Genomic DNA, 24,355 nt, shown 5'->3' with positions numbered 1-24,355 from the left:
GCAGTTATCCAGCATGTTAAAAATTGGTAATACTGCTTCAATTTCAATGCCTTCATCGCCATCTGTATATCAAACGTAAATGGTCTAGCATAATGGGATTGCCCGCATAGCGATCCCCATGCCATCGTTTTAACGGGCTGATCCTTTGCTGGGAGGTGTGTGGTGGCTGACGAAAACACAAACGATTCAGGATCTGACTCGAAAATCGATTACAACACCAAACATGCCTATTTTTACCTGCCCAAAGTACCGACGGAAGATGGTGAAGTCGCCGATAACATTGACCTTGGGGCCATATTGCGACTGGGCGGCTATTGTGATCTGGAGCAGCAGGCCCATAAGGTGCCGGCCGATCAGCAGCATTATTATCCGCAAAAGCACATTGAGGTGCAGGGCGCTGGCAGCGAAAACGTCTTCAAAAAGTCAGCGGGCAGCAGCGGTGAGTCCAGCCATGGCATATTAATGGCCTGCGACGGGCATTTTCTTTTGAAGGCCGCTGAAAAGATGTTCGTTGAAACCGGGGATCACCATCTGCAGGTCAACGGAGACTATGAGCACGACACCACCGGTAGCGTTAAAGTGCAGTCTGGCGACACTCTGGACATAAAAAGCGGTGCCAACAAGACGCTCACACTGAATGCCGGCGACCAGACCGGAGACATGAAGCTGTTTGCGAACAACAAGACCGAAACGGTTCAAGGGGACAGTACGAGCAATGTGACAGGAGACGAAAACAAAACGACGAGCGGTGATTTTTCCTGGCTCAAAAAAGGTTTCGATACGACTTACTCACTCAAGGTGAGTGTTTCCGGGTTCGCTGCTGGGCAGATTGTCGGTTCATCATGGGGTTTTCAGTCTTTCGGTTATCTGTTCAAAATTTATCCAATAGGTCATTTGATTTTGTCAGGAACCCAATTTAATTCCACTGGTTATGCGATGGGTAATACAGCGCTAAGGAATAACATTGACGGTCTTTTGCTTGAAAACAATGGTGCACGGGTGAAAAATGCTTTAACCAACAACGGTTTCTTCGGGCTGAATATTCATTACGCTGAGATTGTAAACCAGTATGCTGCTCTCGGTGCTGGAGGCAACGGTGCCAATGTGAACAATGGCGGTCCTGATGTTCGCGTGCGGGCTCTGATGAGTTTCATGTAGTCCCAAATACTGTCAGACTGACGTTGAAAACCCGTACTCGTTGGGAGATAGTCTTCTTTAAAGAATCAATATTTTCAATGCCTTGGTGTTTTCGTCGACGGTAGCGACCTTCCAAGTTTATGCCTGTTGAAATACGAAAGGGCATTATTGGATTGCTCGCATAGCGATCGCCATGCCATCGTTTCAACGGGCTTATCCTTTGTTGGGAGGTGTATGGTGTCCGACGGAAACACAAACGAGTCAGGATCTGGCTCGAAAATCGATTACAACACCAAACACGTCTATTTCTATTTGCCCAAAGTGCCGACGGAAGACGGGGAAGTTGCCGATAACATCGATCTGGGAGCGATTTTGCGGCTCGGCGGCTATTGTGATCTGGAACAGCAGGCTCACAAGATCCCCGCTGATGAAAAGCACTATTATCCGCAAAAGCACATCGAGTCGCAGGGTTCAGGAAACGAAAATATCTTTAAGAAGTCAGCGGGCAGCAGCACAGACTCCAGCCACGGAATATTGATGGCCTGCGACGGGCATTTTCTCTTGAAGGCCGCAGAAAAGATGTTCGTCGAAACCGGAGATCACCATCTTCAGGTTAATGGAGACTACGAGCACGACACAACTGGCAGTGTGAACGTTCAGTCCGGCGATATCATGAAATTTAAGAGCGGTACGAACAAAACGTTGACCCTTAATGCCGGTGACAAAACGGGTGACATGGAGTTGCTTGCCAACAACAAGACGGAAACTGTGCAGGGCGACAGCAACGATAACACTTCAGGCAATAAGTCTGAAACAACCAAAGGAAACCACACACTCACCACGTGGGGGTTAACGATGACCTATAGCCTCGACGTGGCTTATTCTGCGTTCGCTGCTGGACAGATCGTGACGTCCTCCTGGGGGCTTCAGCTTTATCTCGCAACGCTGGTCAAGGTTTATCCAGTTTCCGAAGTTGTACTTGCGGGCATGCGGTTTCAAGCAACTGGTCTTAACGTTGCAAGTGTCCAAAGTCAGGTCGGCTACAAGGCATTGTCGGTCGAAAGCCGAATGGCGAACTTGCGAAGTGATCTCACAAGTATGGATGCGATCGAAATGCGAATATCGCAGGCTGATCTCGATGCAAACGCAACAGCAGTTGCAACCAACATGCGGGAGGCCAATCTGGAACAGGGTGAAGTCGATGCAAAGGTCAAACAGTTGGTCGTGTTTGTCTAATCGAGTCGCCCCCTCCAGGGCGGCCCGCCCGTTTTTTTGGTTTTCTCACGCTTTGGGAGCGTGGTCAGAATTCCACTAACCCACTTGCATGATCGCAAAAGATCATCGGTCGGGTCGCCAAAAATACCGGACCCTACATATTCACGATCATGTTCGACATGGCCACCATTGCGTTGGTTGTCGACATTTTGAACTCTCCAAGGTCAGTTTTCAGTTCGCGAGCTGCGACTTCGATTTCCGACGTTTTGGTTTGCAGCGGTGCGACATCAGCTTGAACATCGGAGACCCGGGTGCCGAGCGCCGTAATGTGTGTTTCGAGCTCTGTGATCTCCGCTTTCGTGGCCGGAACGACGACCTTCATTTCCGCGATGTCGAACTCGATTTTCTTGTAAGAAGCCTCGATTGTCGCGATTTCGATGTTTATCAGGAGGTTCATCTCGAGAGCCGCGGAGAGGGAGATGGAGCAGATGGCCGCCAGGTTCATCTCCAAACATCCACCAGTCACCATTTCAACCTTGCCGCCAGCAAAAAACTCATAACGGTTCGCATGGACGACCTCGTAGGAGTTTTCGGTGATCAACTCATAAGAATGACCAAGGATTTTTGTCTGCTGTTCCTTGCCCTGAATGTAGATCGTGCCGGTCTCGCTCCCTGCATCAAGGGTAATAGACTGATTTGTCCCGGATTCGATCTTGACCGTGCCTTCAGCACTCATGTCGATCTTCCCGGTCGTCTCCAGCTCGTAGTCCCCCTCAACATCAATGTTCTGGTCGCCGGTTTGCATATAATATTTCTCACCAGCCTTCACCAACATGCGGCCATCGCATGCCAGCAGAATTCCGTGACTGGATTGAGGGGAGGGACCGGCCGCTTTCTGATAGACGTCTTCAGATGCCACTCCGCCTTCGTCTTCAATGTGCTTTTCCGGGTAGTAGTGCTCGGTATCTTCCGCGATCTCGTTGGCCTTTTCTTCCAGTTCACAATAACCGCCGAGCCTGAAGATGGCGCCCAAATCAATGTTATCCGGTACGTCTGACTCGTCTTCCGAAATGCGGGGCAAATAGAAATACACATGCTTGGTATCGTATTGGATCTGGGCTTGCTGCGTTGTGTCGGCGTCTGACATCGTTCGTCACCTCAGTTGTGCTCAGATCCCGGGGCTGCCGTTCAAGCTGATTGTCGTTCTCCAACAACCGAACCGCGCAAAAAGCCGACCCGAAAATGGCTTTTCCAATTCCGCAGGGCCATCCAAAGTGTACGTAACGTCACCTTCAAACTTCCACTGCCGGAGTGAACTTGGCAGACAAGGATTAAGGCGGTGTTGCATCCCGGGATACACATCGGACTTTTTGACCTTGCTCGCCAGCCGGTCTATGCAGTGCAAACACTTTGCACAGTCAGGACTTTTTGCATGAGCCGCTTGGACAGTTTTATCCGCCGGATGACCTCTCAGAAGATCATTCTTGAATACCTCGTCGACAAGGTGAACGAGGTTGAAGGGCCCATTCTGGAGCTGGGGCTGGGCAACGGCCGGACATACGATCACTTGCGGGAAATCTATCCGAACAAGGAAATTTTCGTTTTCGATCATGCGTTGACGTGCCACCCGAGCTGCGCGCCGGATGCAGAGCACATGATCCAGGGCGACATTCGGGACACATTGGCGTTCTGCGGGCCGCGGGTCGGCGGTAAGGCGTCTTTTGCGCATATTGATATTGGATCTGGCGACCCGACGACAGATCTGGCCACCGTGCATTGGCTCGCGCCGATGATTGACGAGCGGATGGCGGTCGGCGGCTATATCCTGACCGGTCTGGAACTGAAGCTTCCCAATTTTGAGTATTTGCCGAACCCAGAGGGGATCAAGGCGGACCGGAACTTCATCTACCGCAAGACTTCCGAAGCTTAATAACAGCGGACATCAAGGACATACCAAATGACTGCGCCGCTTAAAGGCATCAAAGTCGTCGAACTGGCCCGGATTTTGGCGGGGCCGTGGATTGGTCAGACGCTTGCGGATCTCGGCGCCGACGTCATCAAGGTCGAAGCCCCGCAGGGCGACGACACGCGTGGCTGGGGCCCGCCGTTCCTGACCACAGAAGACGGTGAGCCGAGCGATGCGGCTTACTTTCATTCCTGCAACCGTGGCAAGCGCTCGATCACGGTCGATTTCCGGACCGAGGAAGGCCAGGAAGTTGTTCGCAAACTCGTCGCGGATGCAGACGTTTTGGTCGAGAACTTCAAGGTCGGCGGACTGGCAAAATACGGCCTTGATTATGAGAGCCTGTCAGAGGTCAATCCGAAGCTGATCTATTGTTCTGTCACCGGCTTTGGTCAGGACGGACCTTATGCTCACCGCGCCGGATATGACTTCATGATCCAGGGCATGGGCGGCATCATGGATCTCACCGGCGATCCGGATGGATCTCCGCAAAAGATCGGTGTTGCCTTCGCTGACATCTTTACCGGCCTTTACGGTGTGATCGGCGTGTTGGCCGCGCTCCGACGCCGCGATGAGACCGGGGAGGGCGAATGGGTCGATATGGCGCTTCTGGACGCCCAGGTCGGTGTTCTGGCAAACCAGGCGCTCAACTATTTCGTGACTGGGAAAACCCCAAAGCGGCTGGGCAATGCGCACCCCAACATAGTGCCGTATCAGGTCTTTCCGGCCAGTGATGGCCACCTCATCATCGCGGTGGGTAATGACGGGCAATACAAGCGCCTGTGCAGTGTGCTCGGCCGTCCGGAGCTTGCAGACGATCCAAAGTTTGCAACGAATGCTGCCCGGGTTGCGTCCAGAACGGAACTGGTAGCAATCCTGACGGAAGAGACCGCGGCGCGGGCGCGGGACGATCTCCTCGCGGCTTTGGAAATGGAGGGTGTTCCAGCCGGTCCGATCAACTCGGTGCAAGACGTCTTTGAAGACAAGCAAGTCAATCACCGGGAGATGAAAGTCGACCTGCCTGCAACGGATGTGGATGGTGGATCTGTGACATCAGTCCGGACGCCAATCCGGTTCAAGAATGGATCGCTTGTTCTGGAGCGGGCAGCGCCTGCACTTGGTGAACACACCGCCGAGATCCTGGCTGAGCTTGGTTTGATGGATAAAGGCTGATCTATATGAGCGCGCCGGTGAAGGAGACCGACTTCCTCAAGATCCTGAACGAGGAGCTTTTGTCGGACAATTGGGGCACGGTGACCAAGTATACGCTCGACTACCGGCGCCGGGACGGGACTTGGCAGCGGCAGACCCGCGAGGTCTACGATCGGGGGCATGGTGCGGCGTGCTTGTTGCACAATCCGGAAACCGGCTGTGTTCTTCTAACGCGTCAATTCCGCTTGCCCGTTTGGCTCACAGATGGCTCTGCAGCGTTCATCGAGGCACCGGCTGGCCTGCTTGAAGGCGCTCACCCGGAAGAGCGGATGCGGGCAGAGTTGATGGAAGAAACCGGCTTTGAAGTGTCGGAGCTGGAACATCTCTTCGATCTGCAAATGAGCCCCGGGGTCCATTACGGAGGTCTTGTCCTATTTCCGGGGCTACTATCAGGAGCGCCACCGGACAGGCGAGGGGGGCGGTGCTGAAAGCGAAGGAGAGGACATCGAAGTGCTCCATATTCCACTGGAAGAGGCGCTTCAGATGGTGTCCGATGGTCGTATCCGGGATGCCAAAACGGTGATTCTCTTGCAGGATCTCGCACTGCGTGAACTTCGAGCTGCAAAAGACTGAAGTCGTAGGGGAAACAATCGGATGGTATTCTTCGCGGCGGCTGCCTTAATTTGAAGGCAACTGTCAGGCATTACGATTTTAGGCAAACTCAGGACGGAGCCAGATGGCGCTGAATTTTCGCAAACCCCGGCGTGTCCGGCTGCAGCTGACGACGATCGTCGGGCTCGGCTTCGGCGGGTTTGTGGCATTGGCCATCGGATTGGTGCTGGCCCTCTCAGTGACCGCCAATTTCCAGAACACCTTCTCCTTGTTGAACGACAAGACGATCTTGAGCACGCAGTCGCTTGAGACCCAGGTGCGCACCCATTTCCAGTCAGTTGAAAATGCGGTGATTGGCCTCAAGCCGTTTTTTGAAGACGGCACCTTGTCGATCGAGGATCGCAACCGGATTTACGAAGACTTTTCAATCGCGCTCCAGACCAACACGGATCTGACCACGCTCGCCATCACCTACGCAGACGGCCGCCGCCTCGGAGTCTACCGGGCGAAAAACGGCAAGCTCTGGCGGATCAATTCAGACGCCCCGCCGCCCGGCATGAAAGAGGAGGTCGTGCCGGTTCTCACCGCGGACAGCCCGCCGACATGGGGCCCGATCATGCGGCATGAAGTTGGGCTCTTTGCCAACGTCTCCGCACCGCTTGTTCATAATGGCGAAATGTTTGCCGTGCTGACGGCGGCAACCACGATGGAAAACCTGTCGATCATCGTCGCCAGCCAGGATGAAGGCGTCAACAACACGGTGTTCATCCTTGATGGCAACGGAGATGTCTTGATGCACTCCGATGCGGACTGGATTCAGACCGGCGGCAGCATCGCCGAGAATTTGCCGGGGTCATGGAAGACTGTTGGAGATCCGGTACTCGCCGCCATGGGGGATGAGCAAAAGCTCGAGGAATTCGAGCGCGCTTCGGAGCTTGGGATCGACGTTTCGATCATTGAAGCTGCCGACGATGAATATCTCATGATGCGCCGGGTCGTGCCGGGTTTTAGTGATCAGCCTCTGACTGTTGGGCAATACTATCTGGGGGCGACTGTCTCTCGGGAGGTTCGGCGGCTGGCAGGCTCCGGCTTTGTTGGACTTGGAGCTTTGGTCATCTCTGTTCTTATCGCCATCTGGATGGGGCGCCGCGTGTCCCGACCACTACGCAATCTCGCGCGTCAGTCCGAGCGTGTTGCGACCCTGTCGCTCAAAGATGTCGAACCTCTGCCGCGCAGCCGGGTCGTGGAGATGGACCAGGTGGCCTCTGCCTTCAATGCGATGGTGGAGGGCCTCAAGGCCATGAACACCTATGTGCCGCGATCCTTGTTCATCAAGCTCATGCGCCTTGGCGGGCAAAAGGCCGCCGAGGCCCGCAAGGCGGAGCTGACGATCCTCTTTACCGACATCGTGGGTTTCACGGCGCTTTCTGAAAACATGAGCGCTGAACAGGCGGCCGCGCTTCTCAATCAGCATTTTGCGATTTTGGTCGATGCGGTGGAGAGCGAGGGCGGCACGGTCGACAAGTTCATGGGCGACGGGATGCTGGCATTCTTCGGCGCGCCGGATGACCAGCCGGATCACGCAGAAGCAGCCGTCCGGACAGCCCGGCGCATTGCAGCCGCCCAAATGCAGGCAAACGAAACGGCCAAAGCCGAAGGCGGTGTGACGCTGAGGATGCGGATCGGGATCCACACGGGACCGGTGCTGGTTGGCAATGTTGGCGCTCTGGACCGGTGGAACTACACGGTGGTCGGCGACACCGTGAACGCGGCGGAACGGCTGCAGCATTTGGGCCGCGAAGTGGCCGGTGAGCCGGAGATAACAATTCTGGCAAGCGCAGAAACCGTATGCCGGTTGCCGAATGAACACAGCCAGACAGAGGTCGGCGAACACTACTTGCGCGGCCGGTCCGGGAGGATGGAAGTCTACTGGCTGGCGCCAAGCGCAACCGACGTGTTGCCCGCAAATGAAGCATCGGAAGCGCCGGTTTCCGCAGCGGAGTAACCGCCTTCAATTCGTAACGTGTGTGTAAGTTGCGCCTATGATAGGCATTATCAGGTTGACGTGATCTAGATCACAGCACCTGCTTCCGGATTATTGCGTTGCTAATACAGCGTAAATTTGGTTGTCTTTGTTTCGCAACACAGGCTGGGTAAGCATCGGGGCGATAACCTTGGCCCGGGAGGAATTTGACGGTGAATGTTCTCTCCATCGAGGGATTGACGGTAGAGTTTAATACTGCCGAGGGACGGACCAAGGCGGTCAACGATGTTTCCTTCGTGGTTCCGGAGAACAAGACCGTCGCTCTTGTCGGAGAATCGGGTTCCGGAAAGACGGTTATATCCCAGACAATCATGGGCCTTTTGCCGTCGATTGCTTCGGTGACATCCGGAAAAGTGATCCTGTCTGATCCGACTGGCGCAGAACCGCCGGTTGACATTGCTGCGCTGGACCGCAAAGGACCGCAGATGCGCCATCTGCGCGGCAACCGCGTTGCGATTATCTTCCAGGAACCGATGACCTCTTTGTCGCCGCTGCATACGATTGGCGACCAGATCGGTGAGGCGGCAAAACTCCATCGCAACGTCACCGCGCCAGAAGCGCGCGAACTGACCCAGGAAATGTTGCGGTTGGTTCAGTTTCCAGATCCTGCAAGAGCGTTGGACACATATCCGTTCGAGTTGTCCGGTGGATTGCGTCAGCGTGCCATGATTTCCATGGCGATGATCTGCAATCCGGCGCTTCTAATTGCCGATGAGCCAACCACCGCATTGGATGTAACGATCCAGGCGGAAATTCTGAAGCTCATCAAGGATGTGCAGTCCGAACTTAGAATGTCGGTTTTGATGATCACCCATGACTTCGGGGTGGTGGCCAACATGGCCGACGAAATCGCCGTGATTTATCACGGCCGGATTATGGAAAAAGGCACAGCTGAGCAGCTGTTTGGCAACCCTCAGCATGACTACCTGAAGGCACTGCTGAACGCGGTTCCCGGCTTCCATATGGACAAGTCCGAACGATTGGTCCCCATCAGGCCGATTGAAGTGAAGTCGGAAGACCTGACCAGAAACCGTCCGAAATGCGATGTCCTGCCGGGCGAGACCTTGATGGAAATGCGCGGTGTCACCAAGGAATTCACCCTGCGCAAGGGGTCGTTGTTCAGCGGCAAGCCAAAGACGCTCAAGGCGCTGGATAACATCAACCTGACCATCAAGCGGGGCGAATGCCTGGGGCTCGTGGGCGAGTCCGGCTCAGGCAAGACCACGGCCGCAAAGGCGATCCTGCGTGCCCTTCATCTGGAACGTGGTGAGGTGGTCTATAACCGCGGCAAGGGCCTGGAAAACATAGCTGATCTCACCGGCGATGACCTGATGGACTACCGGCGGCGGGTTCAGCTGATATTCCAGGACCCGTTCTCGTCGCTCAACCCGCGCATGACCATCAACGATATTCTGGCGGAGCCGTTTGAAGTCCATGGGATTGGCACAGCGGAAGAGCGCTCTGAGCGTGTCCGCAGCCTGATAAGCCTGGTCGGTCTTGATCCGCGGTTTCTGCGGCGCTATCCACATTCGTTTTCCGGCGGTCAGAGACAGCGGATAGGCATTGCCCGGGCGCTTGCGCTCAATCCGGAGTTCATCCTGTGCGATGAGCCGACATCGGCTCTGGATGTGTCAGTGCAGGCACAGATCCTGAACCTCCTTCAAGATCTCAAACGCGACCTCAATCTGACATACTTATTTGTCAGCCATAACCTTGCGGTCGTCGACTATATCGCCGACCGGATCGCCGTGATGTGCCGTGGACGGCTGGTGGAGCTTGGAGAAACGCGCGAAGTCGTGTCCAATCCGCTGCATCCCTACACAAAAGCCCTGTTGTCTGCGGTGCCGGAACCGGACCTTTCGACGCCGCTTGATTTCTCGGCACTGGATGCCAACCGCGCATCCGAACCGCACCTGTGGCCGGAGCCATTCCGCGTCACCAATGAAGATGTTCCGTCGTTGTTTGAGATGGAACCAGAGCATTTTGTCTGTGCACCCGGTCTTAAGAATGCCGGAGCACTTGAGGGGACTGCAGCATGAAACTGAAACGCATTCTTGGTGGAGGTGTCTTCCTTGCCGCTTTTGCGCTGGCCGGACCGTCGTCCGCGCTGGATCTTGAAGAAACTCCGGGCCTGGATCCGAAGCTTCCGCCTGTGGCTGAACGGGTTCCATCAGAGCCGCTGGTCGTGGATCTGGAAGCCAAGGGCCGCACCGTCGGCGAACATGGTGGCAAGCTGAACACCTTGATCGGCCGGGCCAAGGATGTGCGCCTCATCAATGTGTGGGGGTATGCCCGTTTAATGGGGTACACCGAGGACCTGGAGCTGGTTCCGGACCTTCTTGAAAGCGTTGATGTGGAAGAGGGGCGTATCTTCACACTGCACACGCGCGAAGGGCACAAATGGTCCGATGGCCACCCTTTCGGTGCGGAAGATATTCGGTATTATTTTGAAGATGTTGTCAGCAATCCCGAGCTGACACCATCAGGCCTGCCGCCGTTCCTGCTGGCCGACGGAAAAGGACCAAAGTTCGAAGTTCTTGACGAAACAACTGTCCGGTTTACCTGGGATGCGCCGAACCCGCTGTTTCTGACAGAGCTTGCCAAGGCGCGCCCGCCGTTTATTTACCGGCCCGCGCATTATCTCAAGCAGTTCCACGAAAAGTACGGCGATCCGAAGACCATCGCGGCGGAAGCTGAGAAGGTAAAAGCGCGCAGCTGGGCACCGCTGCACAACAAGAAGGACGACATGTACAGCGCGCGCAATGTCGACCTTCCAAGCCTTCAACCTTGGATCCGCAGGGACGACAGCAGCGACCTTCGGTTTATTCTTGTACGCAACCCGTTTTACCACCGGGTGGACTCGACGGGGCAGCAACTGCCTTATATCGACGAAATCATCATGACGGTCGCTGATGGCAAGCTCATTCCGGCCAAGACACAGGCCGGTGAAACCAACCTGCAGGCACGCAATCTCAACTTCTCAGACATCACCGTGTTGAAGAAGGGCGAGAAGCTGAATGACTACATCACCGCGCTTTGGTCCAATGCCAAAGGCTCGGAGATGTCGATCCTGCCGAACCTTACGGTCAAGGATCCGGTCTGGCGGGAGTTGATGCGAGACACCCGGTTTCGCCGCGCTTTGTCGCTTGGCATTGACAGGACGTTGTTGAACCGCGTTTTGTTTTTCGGGCTTGGAACTCCGGGCAATGATACCGTTTTGAGCCGTAGCCCGCTGCATGAGCCGGAATTCACCACCAAATGGGCCGAATACGATGTGGAGAAGGCCAATGCACTTCTCGATGAAATCGGTCTGACCGAGCGCAACAAGGATGGCATCCGGCTGATGAGCGATGGCCGTCCGCTTGAGATCATCGTGGAGACATCCGGCGAAGACGAAACACAGTTGGATGCGCTCGAGTTGATCGCGGAAAACTGGGCCGAGATTGGCGTCAAACTGTTCGCCAAGCCGAGCCAACGTGACAACCTGCGGGAACGCGCGATCACCGGCGAACTCGTGATGTCGGTCTGGTGGGGCATGGAGAACGGCATCCCGACTGCGGACATGAGCCCGAATGACCTGGCTCCGGTTCAGTCGGAGAGCCTGACCTGGCACGCGTGGGGCGATCACTACGAAACGAAAGGTGTGGGCGGCGAACCCATGGATTGGGCACCGGCGCAACGTCTGATGGAGCTCTATCAGTCCTGGCTGGTGTCGAAAACGAGCGAAGAGCGCGAAAAGATCTGGCAGGAAATGCTTCAGATCCATGCTGAAGAAACCATTCGCATCGGCTTGGTGTCGGGCGTACGCCAGCCGGTCGTGATCAAGGGCGTGAAAAACGTGCCGCTGGAAGGCATCTACGGTTGGGATCCGGGCGCACATTACGGCATCCATCGGATGGATGAATTCTACATGGACGAATAAGGTTTGCGACAAGATGCCGGGCCGGTTCGATGGAACCGACCCGGTCGAGAACAGCGCAAGAATAGAGCGCTGTTCCGATAGTTGGAGGCGGCAAGAGAGAGCCAGCGGAGTTATTGAAGCACCGTTGGCTACGAGCCGCTTCAATAACCGGCAGTGTGGCTTTCTGCTGGTATGGCATTTGGGTCTTCAGCGTCGCCCGGCTCCCGAAACTTTTCGGAGCCATGAAGCGGAAGATCCGAGGCTGAGGGGAAATTAGGTGCTGTATTACATTCTGCGCCGGATCTTGATGATGATCCCGACATTGTTCGTGATCAGCTTTCTGGTGTTCTTCATCATCGAGTTGCCGACGGGCGATTACATTTCGAACCAGATCGCCGCGCTGAAAACGTCCGGCGAGCAATCGTCTATTGCGAAACTGGAGTTCCTCCGCAAAGAGTTTTCCCTCGACCGTCCGTTTTTCGAGCGGTACCTGATCTGGGTGGGCCTTTGGCCCGGACCACACGGTTTGGATGGACTGCTGCAGGGCAACTGGGGATGGTCGTTTGAGTTCGACAAGCCGGTGGCGGATGTTGTTGGACCGACTTTGCCGCTGACAATTGTGCTCAATTTCGCGACCATCCTGTTCGTCTACGTTGTGTCCTTTCCGATCGGGATCTATTCAGCGACGCGGCAGTACTCCTGGGGCGATTATGGTTTCACCTTCATCGGATATGTTGGCCTTGCCACACCAAACTTTCTGCTCGCGCTGATCCTCCTGTATTTCTTCAATCAGTGGTTTGGCCTGGCCGTCGGCGGGTTGATGGCGCCGGAGTACATCGATCAGCCCTGGAGTTTCGACAAGGCGATGTCAGTTCTGGCACACCTTATTGTGCCGACCATCGTGATCGGGACGTCGGGAACGGCCGGCATGATCCGGCGCCTGAGGGCCAACCTGCTCGATGAATTGCACAAGCAGTATGTGACGACCGGAAGGGCAAAGGGCCTCAAAGAAGGCCAGCTCCTGGTCAAATATCCGCTGCGGATGGCGATCAATCCGTTCATCGCAGACATCGGCAACCTTATTCCCTCGCTGGTGTCCGGTTCGGTGATCGTATCGGTCGTGATGAGTTTGCCGACCGTCGGCCCGGTCCTTCTGTCCGCGCTGCAGTCTCAGGATCAGTTCCTTGCCGGATTCGTGCTTCTCTTTGTCGCCGTCCTGACCCTGATCGGCATGTTGATTTCTGATCTGCTGCTGGCGGTGCTTGACCCAAGAATTCGTCTCGGCGGGAGGGCCTCGTCATGAGCGACGACCTCAACACCAAGAAACCAGTGAACGACGTCGAGCATTATGTGGATCCCGAGCCGTTCAATCCGGCAGTGGTCGAAGAGCTGAGTCCGGAACAGGAGCGGTTCTACCAAGCCTCCCAATGGCAAATCATGTGGTGGAAGTTCAAGCGCCACAAACTGGCTGTTTGGTCTGGCGTTATTCTCCTGATTTTTTACCTGTGCGTTCCGTTCGCGGAGGTGATTGCTCCCTATTCGCCAAACACGCGGGACAGTTATCATCTTTATGCTCCGCCGCAGCCATTGCATCTGTTCCATGAAGGCGAGTTCGTCGGGCCCTTCGTTTATGGACTGAAATCTGAAATCAATATGGAAACGCTCCAGTGGGAGTATTCTCCTGATCTGGAAAAAGTGCAGCCACTCCGCTTCTTCTGTTCAGGGGACGACTACGAGTTCTGGGGTTTGTTCCCGGCAACGTTCCATCTGTTTTGCCCAGCTGACGGCGGCACGGCATTTCTCCTCGGGACCGATCGGTTGGGCCGGGATCAGTTCTCAGGACTGGTTTATGGTGCGCGGCTGTCGCTGACGATCGGCTTGGTTGGCGTCACCATCTCCATTGTGCTTGGCCTGTTCTTTGGCGGCATTGCCGGCTACTTCGGCGGTATCGCGGACACGCTCATCCAGCGGCTGATCGAAATCATGCGGTCGCTTCCCGAGTTGCCGCTCTGGATGGCCTTGTCTGCGGCCTTGCCCGTAACCTGGAGCCCTGTCTGGGTCTATTTCGGCCTCACGATCATCCTTGGGCTGCTCGATTGGCCAGGGCTTGCGCGTGCCGTCCGATCGAAACTTCTGTCTCTCCGCGAAGAAGAATACGCCAAGGCTGCGGTGATGATGGGGGCCAAGCCAAAGCGGATCATCACGCGTCACCTTCTGCCCGGCTTCACCAGCCACATCATTGCCTCGGCCAGCCTGTCGATCCCGGCAATGATCCTTGGCGAGACGGCTCTGTCCTTCCTCAACCTCGGACTTCGAAGGCCGGCCATCTCCTGGGGCGTTCTTCTGAACGAGGCGCAAAACATTTCTGTCGTAACCGTCTATCCTTGGCTGATGGCACCGGTGATCCCGATTATCATTGTGGTTTTGGCCTTCAATTTCCTCGGTGATGGTTTGCGCGACGCGGCTGATCCCTATAAGTGATCACGAGATAAATTATTATGCGGCGGGCCTAAAGGGTCCGCCCGGTCTATTGGAGCAATCATGTCAAACAATGCGAGTACCGCCGAAGGCTGGGATGAGGAATACGTCGCTGGGCGCTGGGCCTTTTTGCGGTCACTTCCAGAAAGCGGCCGGTACGGCATTATCGGCATGTGGCTCAACCTGACCAACTCGATTGAAGAGGTGCTGGACATCGGTTGCGGGGAAGGGCTGCTCTATGAACGGCTCCAGCCGATGGGCGTCAAGCGGTACGTCGGCATGGATCTGTCTCCGGCGTCTCTCAAGATTGCCAATGTCGATCCGGAAATCGCGTCCTTGCGCGCTGGCGACATGCACACCTTTGAACCGGAAGCAAATGAACGGTTCTCAGCGATTGTCTTCAATGAGGTTCTTCACTTTGCCGAAGATCCGGCGGCCGTTGTTGAGCGTTACCTACCGTACCTCAAGGACGACGGCGTAATCGCGCTGTCGATGTACTCTCCGAACAAACCGAACTCCGGTGCCAACAAGCTCATTGAGAAGCTGTGGGATGCCACGGATGATGCGAGCAAATGGGACGTGCTCGATGATTATCGGCTGACGTCCGACAAAAAGGGCAGTGTGACCTGGCGTATGCGGTTGGTGAAACCGGTCGCCTGATCCGGATCCCATATGTTCAGAAACGAGAGCCGCTCTCGGAAACAGGGGCGGCTCTTTTGCTATCCGGAGATCCGGATCTGCACCTCGTTGCGCCGGAAGGGTGGCGGGGTCAACGGATCGTTGAAAAACGCAAAGGTTGGCGGCCCCAGGGCCGTGAGCCCTTCTTCTTGCAAGAACGCTTCAAGTCTTGTCTGATGCTCTTTCAGGTTCTGCGGAGACCATCGCCCGGAAAACCGAATCGTCGCAACCGTCGCATCCGAGATCGGGACTATGGAAACCCTAGAATCCTCTGGCTTCGGCGCAGTTTCTGGTGAAAAATCGGACGGCAGATAGAACGCGACCGTCCAGCTTTCCGCATTCGTTGGGCTTTGGATGACGGGTGCTGTCATCGAGATCTTGTCGGCCGCTCCGTTGTTTCCCGAGATGTAGCTGAACAGGATTCGGAATGCGTCGCGGGCCGCTTCGTCCCGGTCACCCAGGACTGTGACCTCTGCAGCGGCCGCTGATTTGTATTTCCGGATTTCGATTGGACCGTGGGACGCAACCAGTGTGAATTGTGGCTGCTCCAAAAACCTCGACATGTTGGACCAGAGCAGTGTTCCGATACCACCGAGTAGAAGGAGTGTGCCAAGCGTGATTGCAAAATACTTCAGCATGGACCGTTTACGCGCAGCGCGCTGGAAAGGACCACTTATTGATGGGTGCCGAACCGGCAATCCGCTCTGAACGAGTAGAAACGATCCTATTCTCAGTCCGGAGGTGACCATCCGGCCTGTTTGAGGTAGCCGGCCACTCGGTCCGGGTGGGCTGGGTCCCGCATGATGCGCGCAATGACCTCGTCGATCGGAATTGGCCAGGTATCCATCAGGATTTTGGCATGTCTTTGTGCCGTCTCGGTTTGGCCCAGGGCTTGGTGTGCGGCAATCTTGAAGGCCAGCATGCCAGAGCTGACGGGCTCCCCTTGTTCGGCTGCAATCTGAAGTGCCTGAAGGGTTTCAGCGTAGTTGCCAAGAAAGAAGTTGGCGACTGCATAGACATTCCGGTTCGCGGTGCGGTGGAGTTTCTCTTGAGCCTCAATGAGGGGCCGAGACAGGTCCAGCGCCAGCTGGAAGTCACCATTTGCCAGGGCCACCGTGCCATAAATCTCAAGAATATGAAGATCCGCTGGCGCCATTGCATTTGCCCGCGCCGACAGCCGGCTTGCTTCTGCATAGTCCCCTTTCGCCATGGCGGCCCAAGAGGCGGCAGACTGCGACCAGGGATCGGTCGGATCCAGCGCCACGGCCTTGTCCGCATAAGAGCGCGCTTGGGTTTTAAACGTTTCCTTCTGATCGCCGGCCGGGCTCAGCAAAGCAAGTGTACCGGTGGTCTGGGCCGCGCCCGCATACCCCCCCGCATAGTCCGGGTCGAGGCGGATAGCTTCTTTGAAAAAACCGAGCGACAGCCGCTGCCGCTCAACGTCGAAGATCGGAAAAATGAGATCGCGCGCCTGCTCCGCCATATTGACGGCTTGCAGCGCAGCCGGAGACTTCTCCAGGATGGCTTGCCTCTCAACCAACCTGCCCGAAGACGCGCTGATCTCACTCGAATGAGTGTGAAACCCATAGATGAAAAACGTTGCGCCGAAGGCCGTCAGCATTAAGAGCGCTGCTCCTGCCACCCAGTATGGCAGTGCGCGATGTCGCTGCGGTTGATCGGGGAGGAGAGGGCCGGGAGCGGGTGACGGGTCGTCGATTTCGATGGACGTTGCATCGGAGACAGTTTCGAACCGCGGCGTGTATCCGCCACTGTCAATATGGATGCGCACCTTCGCATCCCGGCCTTCATCCTCATAATACTCGGCAAGCCGTCGGCGGAGCCGGCGCGCGTCGACCCTCACGACATTTTCAGGGTCCCCGTCCGTCTCGGCACGCCGCCCATAAACATCCTGAGCGATGGTTTTCCCCCGGATGCCATCGCCGCGCCCGTGAACGGTTTCAAGGACGACATATTCCAGGAAACTCTTGAGTCGATCCGCGTTCCAAAAGGTGGCGCTCGCCAGGATCTCCGACAAAGCTGACAGAATCTGCGCCGAGTCACCGTGAAATTCACTGGGATCAATTGTGGGGTCATTCTTTGCCATTATAGCGATATGTTTGCATCAAACGGCGTTGAGTAACAATAGAAAATAACGTAGCGGCAGTTTCGCGTCACGGTTTATGTCACCGTGTTTCACTTGTCTTATGGGTTGTACACCGCGATCTTGCTCCACACAGGAGATTCCGGCGGCTCATGTCATATGCGGAGCAGATCAAATCGTGGTTTCCCGAAGATTGGCCCATTATTTTGGAAAACTGTGCGGCCAATCCGGAGATTGAGGAGATTTGTTCAGACCTTGCCCGGCTCGCTAAGGACCTAGAAACGGCGGAAGACAACATTGCATTCATGTCGAGCAACCTGAAGCAGGATGTGCTGAAGACTATGGAAGCTCTGGCTCAGGAAATCAGGCAAAAACTAGACTTGAGCTGAAAAACAGAAAAGTGCGATTGTGGCCCCATCCTGACAAACGCATTCCTCCTGAGATGACTGCCGGGCATCTGCGTCACTGCAGATGCTCGGCATTTATCATTTGTTTCCAAACTTTCTAGTTCGGGATCACGACAATCGTGGATCTGCCACCCTCGTTCCGCAGGGCATGCACATCGGCGAGATCGGGGTCGTTGATCCATGCTTTTGCTGCATCCGCATCCGGGAACGATAGAAGTGCAGCGATATTGGGCGCGTCTCCAGCGGCCTCAAGGACGATCGGCTCCGGATCAACGGTTACCAGGGCACCGCCATGTCTGGCGAGCGCCGCCGGGGCCTTTTCACGATAGGCGCCAAGGAGCTCCCGGTCGGTGATTGTGATCATGGCAAGGGCGTGGGTGGTCATGAGAAAGTCTCCTTTGATTGCGACACGCACAACATAAGAACCATCGGTCATGATAAAAATTCTTCAATTGCAGACGCATGATGTGCAAAAATGCACACCATGGAAAAGTGGGATGACCTGAAATTTGTTCTGGCGATTGCCAAGGCCGGGAACATCACCAAAGCAGCGCGCGGTTTGAAGGTTACCCATTCGACCGTTTCACGGCGCCTTGCAAGCCTGGAAGCAGAGCTTGGTACGAGATTGTTTGAGCGGATACCCGAGGGGTTCCTGCCGACAGCGGCCGGGCAGGAGGCTTTAATTGTTGCTGGACGTGTGGAGCGCGAAATGCTGGCGCTCGATACCAGCATCACAGCGCAAGACGCGGAACTGGAAGGACCGCTTCGCATCACCGCGCCGCAATTGATGTTCCAGGTTCAGCTTGCTGACATCATGAAGGCTTTTGCCGAGAAACATCCCCGGATCCAGATGGAGATGATTGCGGCCAACGAGATCCTGAGCCTTCACCGGCGCGAGGCGGATGTGGCGGTCCGGGTGACCAACAGGCCGGACGAAGCCTTGTTTGGCCGGCTCGCAACCCGTCAAAAGCGGACCTATTACATCTCAATGGACTATGCGCGCCAATTCGGAGAGTCGCTTGCGGCCAATCCGTCAAACGCCGAGATCGGATGTCTCGTTTTCAAATGGGCCTCGCAAAGCGTGCCCAAGCGCATTCTCGCCCGATTTCCGAATTCCTTTGTGAGCGTCATGGCTGATGACATGATCGCGGCCCACGCAGCTGCCCGCGCAGGACTCGGCATGGTCCACATGCCGTGCTTTATGGGCGATCCGGATCCGGATCTGATGCGTGTTCCCGGTCTGGAACCCGAGCATTATCTCGATATCTGGTTGTTGACGCACCCGGACCTAAAGAATGTTGCCCGTATCCGGGCATTCATGCGTTTTGCGGCAGATGCGTTCGTCAAAAAGAGCCACTTCTATGAAGGTGACTGATGAGCGGGTCAGTGAGCTCGCGCAAGAAACCAGGTTCGTGTCGCATCATCCGCCGGTAAAAGTGTTTCGATCCGGATGTCATCGAGAGCGGCATCGGAACTCATTCCGATGGTCGCGATCATGGAAAACAGGCTGAGCTCCGCGCCGTCAACATCGATCTTGAGGGCAAGAACCGGCTCAGGCGGGCCATCAGGAACGGCCTCCATCGCCGCTCGGACACCGGGCAAATCCAAGAGGTCCTTCAAAAGGTCCTGGGCTTCCTGATCATTCGGCCGCCGGGCGGCCTCCATCTCAACGATCCGCATCAGCGCCCGGGCGCTGTCGGTCCAATTTCGCAGACGGTCCCTGACCGGTCCAGGGCTTAATATGGCTCGCAGGATATTCATCTCGGTGGTGTTTCCGAGAAACGCAAAAAAGGACTGTGCCGAGAGATTGGCCTTTTGCACTGTCCAGATGCGGTCGACACTGAAGGCAGGAAAGGGTTCGTGACCGGTCAGAACATGATCGATTGACGCCTGGACCGCCGCGCGGGTTTCTGCGCTCCATCTCTGGTCCATCGAGGGGGCCGCATATCCGGCAGACACCAGCATCGTATCCACCTCCGCGACCGGCATGCCAAGCGCCAAGCCAAGTTGCGAGATGGCCATTCGACTGGGTTTTGACCGGCCGGTTTCCAGAAAACTGATGTGACGCTGGGAAAGCCCGGCTTCCAGAGCAAGGTCAAGTTGGCTGAGCCGCCGCCGCGATCGCCAGGTTTTCAGGAGTTCGGGAAACTTCGAGGCTGTCTGTGTCATGGCCTGACTATTCCGGCATGTCGGCGGCTTGTCCATTACCTCTAAGGTAATTGAGATCAGTCACGGCTTCGGCATCCTTAGGGGCGTACACGCTCACAGGAGACTTGAAAAATGACTGCAGAACAATTTGGAAAACGCGTTTTGGCCGCAAATGCCTTTTTTTGCGCGGCCTGCGGCTTTGCCCTGATCATGTTGCCGAGCGTCTTGACAGATTTGATGTTCAAAACTTCCGGCAGCTGGTTGTTTACCGGAGCACTTGCCTTTGGGGCCAGTTTGGTGGCGACCGCTGCGGTTCTCCTTTGGGCCAGCCGGGACACGGCTCGAATGGCACAACGGCTCTATCTGTTTGCGGCCCTGGATGCGGCATGGGTGCTTGCAAGTGCCGTCATTCTTTTGGAGTTTGCGGCGGCTTTCACAGTAACCGGCTGGTACATCGTTGCCGGCATCGCACTGATCGTTGCGGATTTTGCTGTGGCCGAGTTTCTGGCGGCGCGCAAACTCTCAACACCGGCGCATCGCTACCAACGCGCCGATGCATGACGTTTGACTAGACAAGTTGACCGGGCCGCAGATCCCTGCGGCCAACGAGGCCAACCAACCTGCCAAAGGCGCATTCCCGGACGCAGTGAAGCGGAGATCCGGGATCGAGATTACTGATACTATTTCGAAAACAGGGTCATGTTCGATAGTTGGCACCGGCTTAACGCCGGTGCAGCAAGGGTGCAGACTGTTGAAAAATGTTTCTCAACCCGCCTTGGCCGCAGATCCCTGCGGCCTTGATCAGATCCAGCGGCGGACCTTGGTGAGATAGTCCAGATAGTCTTCGCCGAACTTGTCTGCCAGCCGCGTTTCTTCGGGTTTGATCTGAAACTCGGTCATATACCAGATGAAAAGCGGGCCGACCGCAATCAGGGTCAATGTGCCCCAATAGATCCCGGCTGCAAGCAGAAACAGCAGAAGTCCCAGATACATCGGGTTCCGGCTGATGCGATAAAATCCGCTGGTCACAAGAGCGGAGGCCTCTTCCGGGTGCATCGGGTGCACGGTGGTCTTGGCCTTTATAAACGCCAGGACAGCTTGAGCACCCAGGAGGCCGCCGACCAAGATAATGATCAGAGCAATCGGTGTGTTGAACGGCGGTGCGACGGAGGCAAACGGCAAGACGATGTGTCCGGCGTAAAGAAATCCGAGGCAGACAAGGAAAACGACCGGCGGCGGGACTTTTAGTTCCAAGGCATTCACCTCTTCAGCTCAATTGGCTCGCCATGTGGCGTAGTCCGTGCAGCCTGATCCCAAGCATCGCGCAATCCCTGCAGTTGGTCGGCCGCGGCGATCCCCTTGCGGTTCAGCAACGTTTCAAAGGCGTTCAGCCAGTGATCATAGTAGCCAAGGGACGTGCCGCTGCCGTCACCGTCTTTTGCCAGCTCTGCCCCAAGGGTTTCGGCCCATTCATTCCAGGAAAACATACCGGTTTCATGTGCTTTCACTGTCATTGCAAAGACGCGGGCCTCCCAAGGCTCGGAAAAGACCGGCCCGCCATCCTGATCGAGCGGCAGTTTCGGCGTCGCAAGCACGGGATCAGGCAAGGTCAAGATAGGGCTCCCACAGATCGATGCGCAGGGTGAGGCCCGGATCGCTGTCCGGCCCCCAGATGTCGGTTCCCTTAAACAGCACCCCGTAGAGCCAGGTCGGTTGTTCGCCGCGCCCATGGGCGTTGGAGTCCGGGAAAACGTGAACACCATGCACGGCCTCGATGACGCCAACAGTGTCGCGGGCATAGCGGGGCAGGCGGGTATGGCCTTCCGGGTGCATCCGCTTGGTGCGGATCCTGTCGCCCACCTTGAATCGGGCCGGTTGCTGTTCCGGTCTGTCCGCAGGGCCCCCCTTGGCAAGGGCTGCGGCCACTTTGTCCGCCGTAAGCACCTGTTTGACAGGCTTGGCCGGCTCTTCCATGTGGCCGGTCTTCAACTCGCCTTCCGTGATCAGGTCCTTGTCGAGACAAAGCTTTTCGAGGCCTCGAGTCCAGATCTCATAGTAACTGGAGGTGAGGTAGATCGGCGGCGGCAGGGTTTCGCGGGCATGGCGTGAGGTGTCAATGTTCCAACTCCCTGTCCCGCCCATGGCAAGTGTGATCGCAAAGGCTCGCTCTTCCCACTTGGCATGAAAATTCGGTTCGTTGTCCTCCAGCTCGATCGGCCCGAACCCCATTTGTCCGCCGAGATCCTGTGCACCGTTCATTGGGCCGCCTCCAGTTCAGACGGCTGAAGGGCAAGCCCGGTGCCAATCATACTGTCGCGGGTGACGAGTTCTGCCAGTTGCTCTTCGGACCAGCCGTCGGTTCCGGAAGGGCGTTCGGGGATCACGAGATAGCGGATTTCAGCGGTGGAATCCCAGACTCGGATCTCCTTGCCCTCTGGCAAGCTGACGCCGAATTCGAGAAGAACGCCACGCGGATCGCGCACGGCTCGGGAGCGGTAAGGCGCGGATTTGTACCAGACTGGGGGCAGGCCAAGCACCGTCCACGGGTAACAGGAGCACAAGGTGCAGACGACCATGTTGTGGGTGTTGGCGGTATTTTCGACCACAACCATGTGTTCGCCTTGCCGGCCGGTAAAGCCGAACTCGGCAATTGCAGCGGTGGCATCTGCGCGCAAGCACTCCAGATACGCCGGATCCGACCAGGCCCGGGCGACCACCTGCGCACCATTCTTGGGGCCGATCTTGGTCTCATAGGTCTCGATCAGCTCATCAAGGGCGGGCGGATCGATGTAGCCCTTTTCCGTCAGAAGCGTTTCCAGCGCCCGCACCCGGAGTTCGATTTCCGAGAGTTCGGAATGGTCGTGATCGTGGTCATGGTCGTGATTGTGCGCCATGAGGGCTCCGTAAAATTGTGATGCTTTGCCGATGGAAATTCCGGCGTTGGATCTTGAGCTTAAGGCGGTAGACGGAGAGCGCCAAGAGGGCATCAATCAAAATTCGAGGATCTCGATTGGGGGCAACTTCGTCATGGCATTTTGCGTTTCTCCTTTTCCCCGGCAAAGTGGCCGTCATACGGGAGACGGAACAATTGCAGACACTGGGGAGACCTCAATGAAACTCGGGCTCGGCGGCGGGTGCCACTGGTGCACCGAGGCCGTCTTTCAGACCCTTGCCGGGATTTCGAATGTCGAGCAGGGCTTTGTCCGCTCAGACCCGCCCAACCATGCCTGGTCGGAAGCTGTACTGGTCACCTTCGATCCGGTGGCGTTGCCGATGGATGTGCTGATCGAGGTTCATCTGCGGACCCACTCGGCCACCTCTCACCACAAGATGCGCGGCAAATACCGCAGCGCAGTCTATACTTATGATGCGGGCACCGGCGTGCGTGTTGCTCAAATCCTGCACGACCTCCAGAAGCATTTTGACGAACCGCTGGTCGCCAAGGTGCTCACTTTGTCGGCCTTCAAGGCGTCTGACGAGCGGTTTCAGAACTACTACCTGAACGGCCCCGAGCGCCCGTTCTGCAAGACCTACATCGACCCAAAACTCAGTCTTTTAAGACGCGACTACGCCGCCCTCCTGCGCAAGGACGGGGAGGCTGCGGAGTAGGGGAATACGGATTCATTAAAGCCGGAGCCACTATCGTACATCCAAATGCCGACAGGGTGATCGCATCTGCCGAGTGTCTGAGTGAGGCCCGAAATCGTTGCAGCCGTCACAGCATGGATTGCCGGGCTTGACCCGGTGATCCATACCGTTTCCTAAACTTTGAAAGAGTGCTAGGTGGTCGCAGCATGCCTAGTCATTCTTCTGGATTCGGTTGTTCGATCATCATTAGTCGTTGCAAGGCACTTTGAATGTCACGAGAAGTTATTGACGCTGCATCTGAGTTCTTCACTCGAGGATGCCCCGGGAATGTTTTGATCCAGCGATCCGCAGTATTGGAGATCCTTAAACAACTCGACGAACACGGCCTTCAGGTCTACGGCATGGAGGGCGGACCGTTGTATCCTGATGGGTCCTACATGCTTAAGACAGCGTCCTGTTTCGACAAAAATATCATGTCCGGAGATCCTGAAACCGCCCGGCAAATCAACAAAACGGCGGTTCTGTCCGTCGAAGAAGACCCTGCTGACTGGAGTGTCTATGAGTTGAGGGTGGCGAAGGTATGAATGATTCAATCAGTGAAACTTCTGTTCAGCCAAGTATTTTGAAATCAATAATCGGTGAAACGGTGGCGGATACTTTGTCCGTTCACGATTATTTGCAGCTGTATTTATCTGATCGAACTATTATAAACACTCATAATGTATACGAAATTTCAGCTGGTTGCGTCAAGAATTTTGAAGGTCTCGCAATCAGCCGCATAGATACAAATGATCCCAAGGCATTTGTATTTATATTCTCTGATGCACGACGGCTTACTGTGAGATTGGACGATGAGGCGTTCAACGGTCCTGAAGCAATGACACTTCATGGTGAAGGTTTTCCTATTGTTGTTGTTCCCTGATACAAGTCA

25 protein-coding genes and 1 pseudogene are annotated in these 24,355 nt (G+C 55.9%); 17 read left to right on the top strand and 9 right to left on the bottom strand.

Going from position 1 to position 24,355, the window contains the following annotated elements; all coding sequences use genetic code 11:
* The first annotated feature begins 162 nt into the window (after positions 1-162).
* Positions 163-1,158, top strand: a complete 996-nt coding sequence (locus ACQY4Z_RS04030) for a hypothetical protein (protein ID WP_428526882.1) — start codon at positions 163-165, stop codon at positions 1,156-1,158.
* A gap of 213 nt (positions 1,159-1,371) precedes the next feature.
* Positions 1,372-2,373: a hypothetical protein gene (locus ACQY4Z_RS04025; protein ID WP_428526880.1), complete on the top strand. Its 1,002-nt coding sequence runs from the start codon at positions 1,372-1,374 to the stop codon at positions 2,371-2,373.
* Positions 2,374-2,506: 133 nt separating this feature from the next.
* Here the strand turns inward: ACQY4Z_RS04025 and ACQY4Z_RS04020 are convergent, their stop codons facing one another.
* Positions 2,507-3,499 (bottom strand): hypothetical protein, encoded by a 993-nt coding sequence (locus ACQY4Z_RS04020; protein WP_428526878.1) that lies wholly within the window; start codon positions 3,497-3,499, stop codon positions 2,507-2,509.
* Between the two features lie 285 nt (positions 3,500-3,784).
* Here ACQY4Z_RS04020 and ACQY4Z_RS04015 point away from each other — a divergent pair, with 285 nt between their 5' ends.
* The 9 genes and pseudogenes from ACQY4Z_RS04015 (at position 3,785) to ACQY4Z_RS03975 (ending at position 15,162) form a co-directional block, all read left to right on the top strand.
* Positions 3,785-4,282, top strand: coding sequence for a class I SAM-dependent methyltransferase (locus ACQY4Z_RS04015; RefSeq protein WP_133950929.1), 498 nt, complete (start codon positions 3,785-3,787; stop codon positions 4,280-4,282).
* Between the two features lie 27 nt (positions 4,283-4,309).
* The gene (locus ACQY4Z_RS04010; protein WP_428526876.1) at positions 4,310-5,488 is read left to right on the top strand and encodes a CaiB/BaiF CoA transferase family protein; all 1,179 of its coding nucleotides are present in this window, start codon (positions 4,310-4,312) and stop codon (positions 5,486-5,488) included.
* Between the two features lie 5 nt (positions 5,489-5,493).
* Positions 5,494-6,100: pseudogene (locus ACQY4Z_RS04005) on the top strand (NUDIX domain-containing protein).
* 103 nt (positions 6,101-6,203) lie between these two features.
* Positions 6,204-8,084: an adenylate/guanylate cyclase domain-containing protein gene (locus ACQY4Z_RS04000; protein WP_428526874.1), complete on the top strand. Its 1,881-nt coding sequence runs from the start codon at positions 6,204-6,206 to the stop codon at positions 8,082-8,084.
* A 191-nt stretch (positions 8,085-8,275) separates the two neighbouring features.
* The gene (locus tag ACQY4Z_RS03995) at positions 8,276-10,162 is read left to right on the top strand and encodes an ABC transporter ATP-binding protein (RefSeq protein WP_428526872.1); all 1,887 of its coding nucleotides are present in this window, start codon (positions 8,276-8,278) and stop codon (positions 10,160-10,162) included.
* On the top strand, positions 10,159-12,045 hold the full coding sequence (locus ACQY4Z_RS03990) for an ABC transporter substrate-binding protein (protein ID WP_428526870.1): 1,887 nt from the start codon (positions 10,159-10,161) through the stop codon (positions 12,043-12,045). Before ACQY4Z_RS03995 ends, ACQY4Z_RS03990 begins: the two co-directional genes overlap by 4 nt.
* A 256-nt stretch (positions 12,046-12,301) precedes the next feature.
* Entirely contained in the window at positions 12,302-13,327 is a 1,026-nt protein-coding gene (locus ACQY4Z_RS03985) for an ABC transporter permease (RefSeq protein ID WP_428526868.1), read from the top strand.
* A complete protein-coding gene (locus ACQY4Z_RS03980) occupies positions 13,324-14,505 on the top strand; it encodes an ABC transporter permease (protein WP_428526866.1) in 1,182 nt (393 codons plus the stop codon). The genes ACQY4Z_RS03985 and ACQY4Z_RS03980 overlap by 4 nt, the downstream gene beginning before the upstream one ends.
* 60 nt (positions 14,506-14,565) lie before the next feature.
* Positions 14,566-15,162 (top strand): class I SAM-dependent methyltransferase, encoded by a 597-nt coding sequence (locus ACQY4Z_RS03975; protein WP_428526864.1) that lies wholly within the window; start codon positions 14,566-14,568, stop codon positions 15,160-15,162.
* A 59-nt stretch (positions 15,163-15,221) separates the two neighbouring features.
* On the opposite strand, the gene ACQY4Z_RS03970 is transcribed toward ACQY4Z_RS03975, so the two are convergent.
* Both ACQY4Z_RS03970 and ACQY4Z_RS03965 read right to left on the bottom strand, forming a co-directional pair.
* Positions 15,222-15,818, bottom strand: a complete 597-nt coding sequence (locus ACQY4Z_RS03970) for an SOUL family heme-binding protein (RefSeq protein WP_428526862.1) — start codon at positions 15,816-15,818, stop codon at positions 15,222-15,224.
* A 92-nt stretch (positions 15,819-15,910) separates the two neighbouring features.
* Positions 15,911-17,284: a tetratricopeptide repeat protein gene (locus ACQY4Z_RS03965; RefSeq protein WP_428526860.1), complete on the bottom strand. Its 1,374-nt coding sequence runs from the start codon at positions 17,282-17,284 to the stop codon at positions 15,911-15,913.
* A 149-nt stretch (positions 17,285-17,433) separates the two neighbouring features.
* On the opposite strand from ACQY4Z_RS03965, the gene ACQY4Z_RS03960 reads away from it, so the two are divergent.
* Entirely contained in the window at positions 17,434-17,670 is a 237-nt protein-coding gene (locus ACQY4Z_RS03960) for a hypothetical protein (protein ID WP_428526858.1), read from the top strand.
* Between the two features lie 115 nt (positions 17,671-17,785).
* On the opposite strand, the gene ACQY4Z_RS03955 is transcribed toward ACQY4Z_RS03960, so the two are convergent.
* Entirely contained in the window at positions 17,786-18,124 is a 339-nt protein-coding gene (locus tag ACQY4Z_RS03955) for a DUF1330 domain-containing protein (RefSeq protein WP_428526856.1), read from the bottom strand.
* 39 nt (positions 18,125-18,163) lie between these two features.
* Between ACQY4Z_RS03955 and ACQY4Z_RS03950 the strand changes: the two genes are divergently transcribed.
* Positions 18,164-19,063: a LysR family transcriptional regulator gene (locus ACQY4Z_RS03950; RefSeq protein WP_428526854.1), complete on the top strand. Its 900-nt coding sequence runs from the start codon at positions 18,164-18,166 to the stop codon at positions 19,061-19,063.
* An 8-nt stretch (positions 19,064-19,071) separates the two neighbouring features.
* Here the strand turns inward: ACQY4Z_RS03950 and ACQY4Z_RS03945 are convergent, their stop codons facing one another.
* Positions 19,072-19,857 (bottom strand): helix-turn-helix domain-containing protein, encoded by a 786-nt coding sequence (locus tag ACQY4Z_RS03945; protein WP_306146575.1) that lies wholly within the window; start codon positions 19,855-19,857, stop codon positions 19,072-19,074.
* A gap of 111 nt (positions 19,858-19,968) precedes the next feature.
* On the opposite strand from ACQY4Z_RS03945, the gene ACQY4Z_RS03940 reads away from it, so the two are divergent.
* On the top strand, positions 19,969-20,397 hold the full coding sequence (locus tag ACQY4Z_RS03940) for a hypothetical protein (protein WP_428526852.1): 429 nt from the start codon (positions 19,969-19,971) through the stop codon (positions 20,395-20,397).
* 240 nt (positions 20,398-20,637) lie between these two features.
* Here ACQY4Z_RS03940 and ACQY4Z_RS03935 read toward each other — a convergent pair whose 3' ends face one another.
* The 4 genes from ACQY4Z_RS03935 to nthA are packed head-to-tail and all read right to left on the bottom strand — an operon-like array spanning position 20,638 to position 22,730.
* Positions 20,638-21,099, bottom strand: a complete 462-nt coding sequence (locus ACQY4Z_RS03935; RefSeq protein ID WP_428526850.1) for a methyltransferase family protein — start codon at positions 21,097-21,099, stop codon at positions 20,638-20,640.
* A complete protein-coding gene (locus ACQY4Z_RS03930; RefSeq protein WP_428526848.1) occupies positions 21,096-21,449 on the bottom strand; it encodes a nitrile hydratase accessory protein in 354 nt (117 codons plus the stop codon). Before ACQY4Z_RS03930 ends, ACQY4Z_RS03935 begins: the two co-directional genes overlap by 4 nt.
* Positions 21,436-22,095: a nitrile hydratase subunit beta gene (gene nthB / locus ACQY4Z_RS03925; RefSeq protein WP_428526846.1), complete on the bottom strand. Its 660-nt coding sequence runs from the start codon at positions 22,093-22,095 to the stop codon at positions 21,436-21,438. The genes ACQY4Z_RS03930 and nthB overlap by 14 nt, the downstream gene beginning before the upstream one ends.
* Complete coding sequence (gene nthA / locus ACQY4Z_RS03920) at positions 22,092-22,730, bottom strand: nitrile hydratase subunit alpha (protein WP_428526844.1); 639 nt, start codon at positions 22,728-22,730, stop codon at positions 22,092-22,094. Before nthA ends, nthB begins: the two co-directional genes overlap by 4 nt.
* Positions 22,731-22,947: 217 nt before the next feature.
* On the opposite strand from nthA, the gene ACQY4Z_RS03915 reads away from it, so the two are divergent.
* The 3 genes from ACQY4Z_RS03915 to ACQY4Z_RS03905 all read left to right on the top strand — a co-directional run bounded on the left by ACQY4Z_RS03915 (position 22,948) and on the right by ACQY4Z_RS03905 (position 24,346).
* A complete protein-coding gene (locus tag ACQY4Z_RS03915) occupies positions 22,948-23,445 on the top strand; it encodes a peptide-methionine (S)-S-oxide reductase (RefSeq protein WP_428526842.1) in 498 nt (165 codons plus the stop codon).
* A gap of 248 nt (positions 23,446-23,693) precedes the next feature.
* On the top strand, positions 23,694-24,008 hold the full coding sequence (locus ACQY4Z_RS03910) for a hypothetical protein (RefSeq protein WP_428526840.1): 315 nt from the start codon (positions 23,694-23,696) through the stop codon (positions 24,006-24,008).
* Positions 24,005-24,346: a hypothetical protein gene (locus ACQY4Z_RS03905; RefSeq protein ID WP_428526838.1), complete on the top strand. Its 342-nt coding sequence runs from the start codon at positions 24,005-24,007 to the stop codon at positions 24,344-24,346. The genes ACQY4Z_RS03910 and ACQY4Z_RS03905 overlap by 4 nt, the downstream gene beginning before the upstream one ends.
* The last annotated feature ends 9 nt before the right edge of the window (positions 24,347-24,355 follow it).

This window comes from Roseibium sp. (genome assembly GCF_965276855.1).
GTDB lineage: Bacteria > Pseudomonadota > Alphaproteobacteria > Rhizobiales > Stappiaceae > Roseibium.
This window is presented reverse-complemented; position numbering and strand designations above follow the sequence as displayed.

Coding starts and splice junctions, on each gene's coding strand:
- ACQY4Z_RS04025 (WP_428526880.1), top strand. CDS start 1,372: ATGGTGTCCGACGGAAACACAAACGAGTCAGGATCTGGCTCGAAAATC.
- ACQY4Z_RS04020 (WP_428526878.1), bottom strand. CDS start 3,499: ATGTCAGACGCCGACACAACGCAGCAAGCCCAGATCCAATACGATACC.
- ACQY4Z_RS04015 (WP_133950929.1), top strand. CDS start 3,785: ATGAGCCGCTTGGACAGTTTTATCCGCCGGATGACCTCTCAGAAGATC.
- ACQY4Z_RS04010 (WP_428526876.1), top strand. CDS start 4,310: ATGACTGCGCCGCTTAAAGGCATCAAAGTCGTCGAACTGGCCCGGATT.
- ACQY4Z_RS04000 (WP_428526874.1), top strand. CDS start 6,204: ATGGCGCTGAATTTTCGCAAACCCCGGCGTGTCCGGCTGCAGCTGACG.
- ACQY4Z_RS03990 (WP_428526870.1), top strand. CDS start 10,159: ATGAAACTGAAACGCATTCTTGGTGGAGGTGTCTTCCTTGCCGCTTTT.
- ACQY4Z_RS03980 (WP_428526866.1), top strand. CDS start 13,324: ATGAGCGACGACCTCAACACCAAGAAACCAGTGAACGACGTCGAGCAT.
- ACQY4Z_RS03975 (WP_428526864.1), top strand. CDS start 14,566: ATGTCAAACAATGCGAGTACCGCCGAAGGCTGGGATGAGGAATACGTC.
- ACQY4Z_RS03970 (WP_428526862.1), bottom strand. CDS start 15,818: ATGCTGAAGTATTTTGCAATCACGCTTGGCACACTCCTTCTACTCGGT.
- ACQY4Z_RS03965 (WP_428526860.1), bottom strand. CDS start 17,284: ATGGCAAAGAATGACCCCACAATTGATCCCAGTGAATTTCACGGTGAC.
- ACQY4Z_RS03960 (WP_428526858.1), top strand. CDS start 17,434: ATGTCATATGCGGAGCAGATCAAATCGTGGTTTCCCGAAGATTGGCCC.
- ACQY4Z_RS03955 (WP_428526856.1), bottom strand. CDS start 18,124: ATGACCGATGGTTCTTATGTTGTGCGTGTCGCAATCAAAGGAGACTTT.
- ACQY4Z_RS03950 (WP_428526854.1), top strand. CDS start 18,164: ATGCACACCATGGAAAAGTGGGATGACCTGAAATTTGTTCTGGCGATT.
- ACQY4Z_RS03945 (WP_306146575.1), bottom strand. CDS start 19,857: ATGACACAGACAGCCTCGAAGTTTCCCGAACTCCTGAAAACCTGGCGA.
- ACQY4Z_RS03940 (WP_428526852.1), top strand. CDS start 19,969: ATGACTGCAGAACAATTTGGAAAACGCGTTTTGGCCGCAAATGCCTTT.
- nthB (WP_428526846.1), bottom strand. CDS start 22,095: ATGAACGGTGCACAGGATCTCGGCGGACAAATGGGGTTCGGGCCGATC.
- nthA (WP_428526844.1), bottom strand. CDS start 22,730: ATGGCGCACAATCACGACCATGACCACGATCACGACCATTCCGAACTC.
- ACQY4Z_RS03915 (WP_428526842.1), top strand. CDS start 22,948: ATGAAACTCGGGCTCGGCGGCGGGTGCCACTGGTGCACCGAGGCCGTC.
- ACQY4Z_RS03910 (WP_428526840.1), top strand. CDS start 23,694: ATGTCACGAGAAGTTATTGACGCTGCATCTGAGTTCTTCACTCGAGGA.
- ACQY4Z_RS03905 (WP_428526838.1), top strand. CDS start 24,005: ATGAATGATTCAATCAGTGAAACTTCTGTTCAGCCAAGTATTTTGAAA.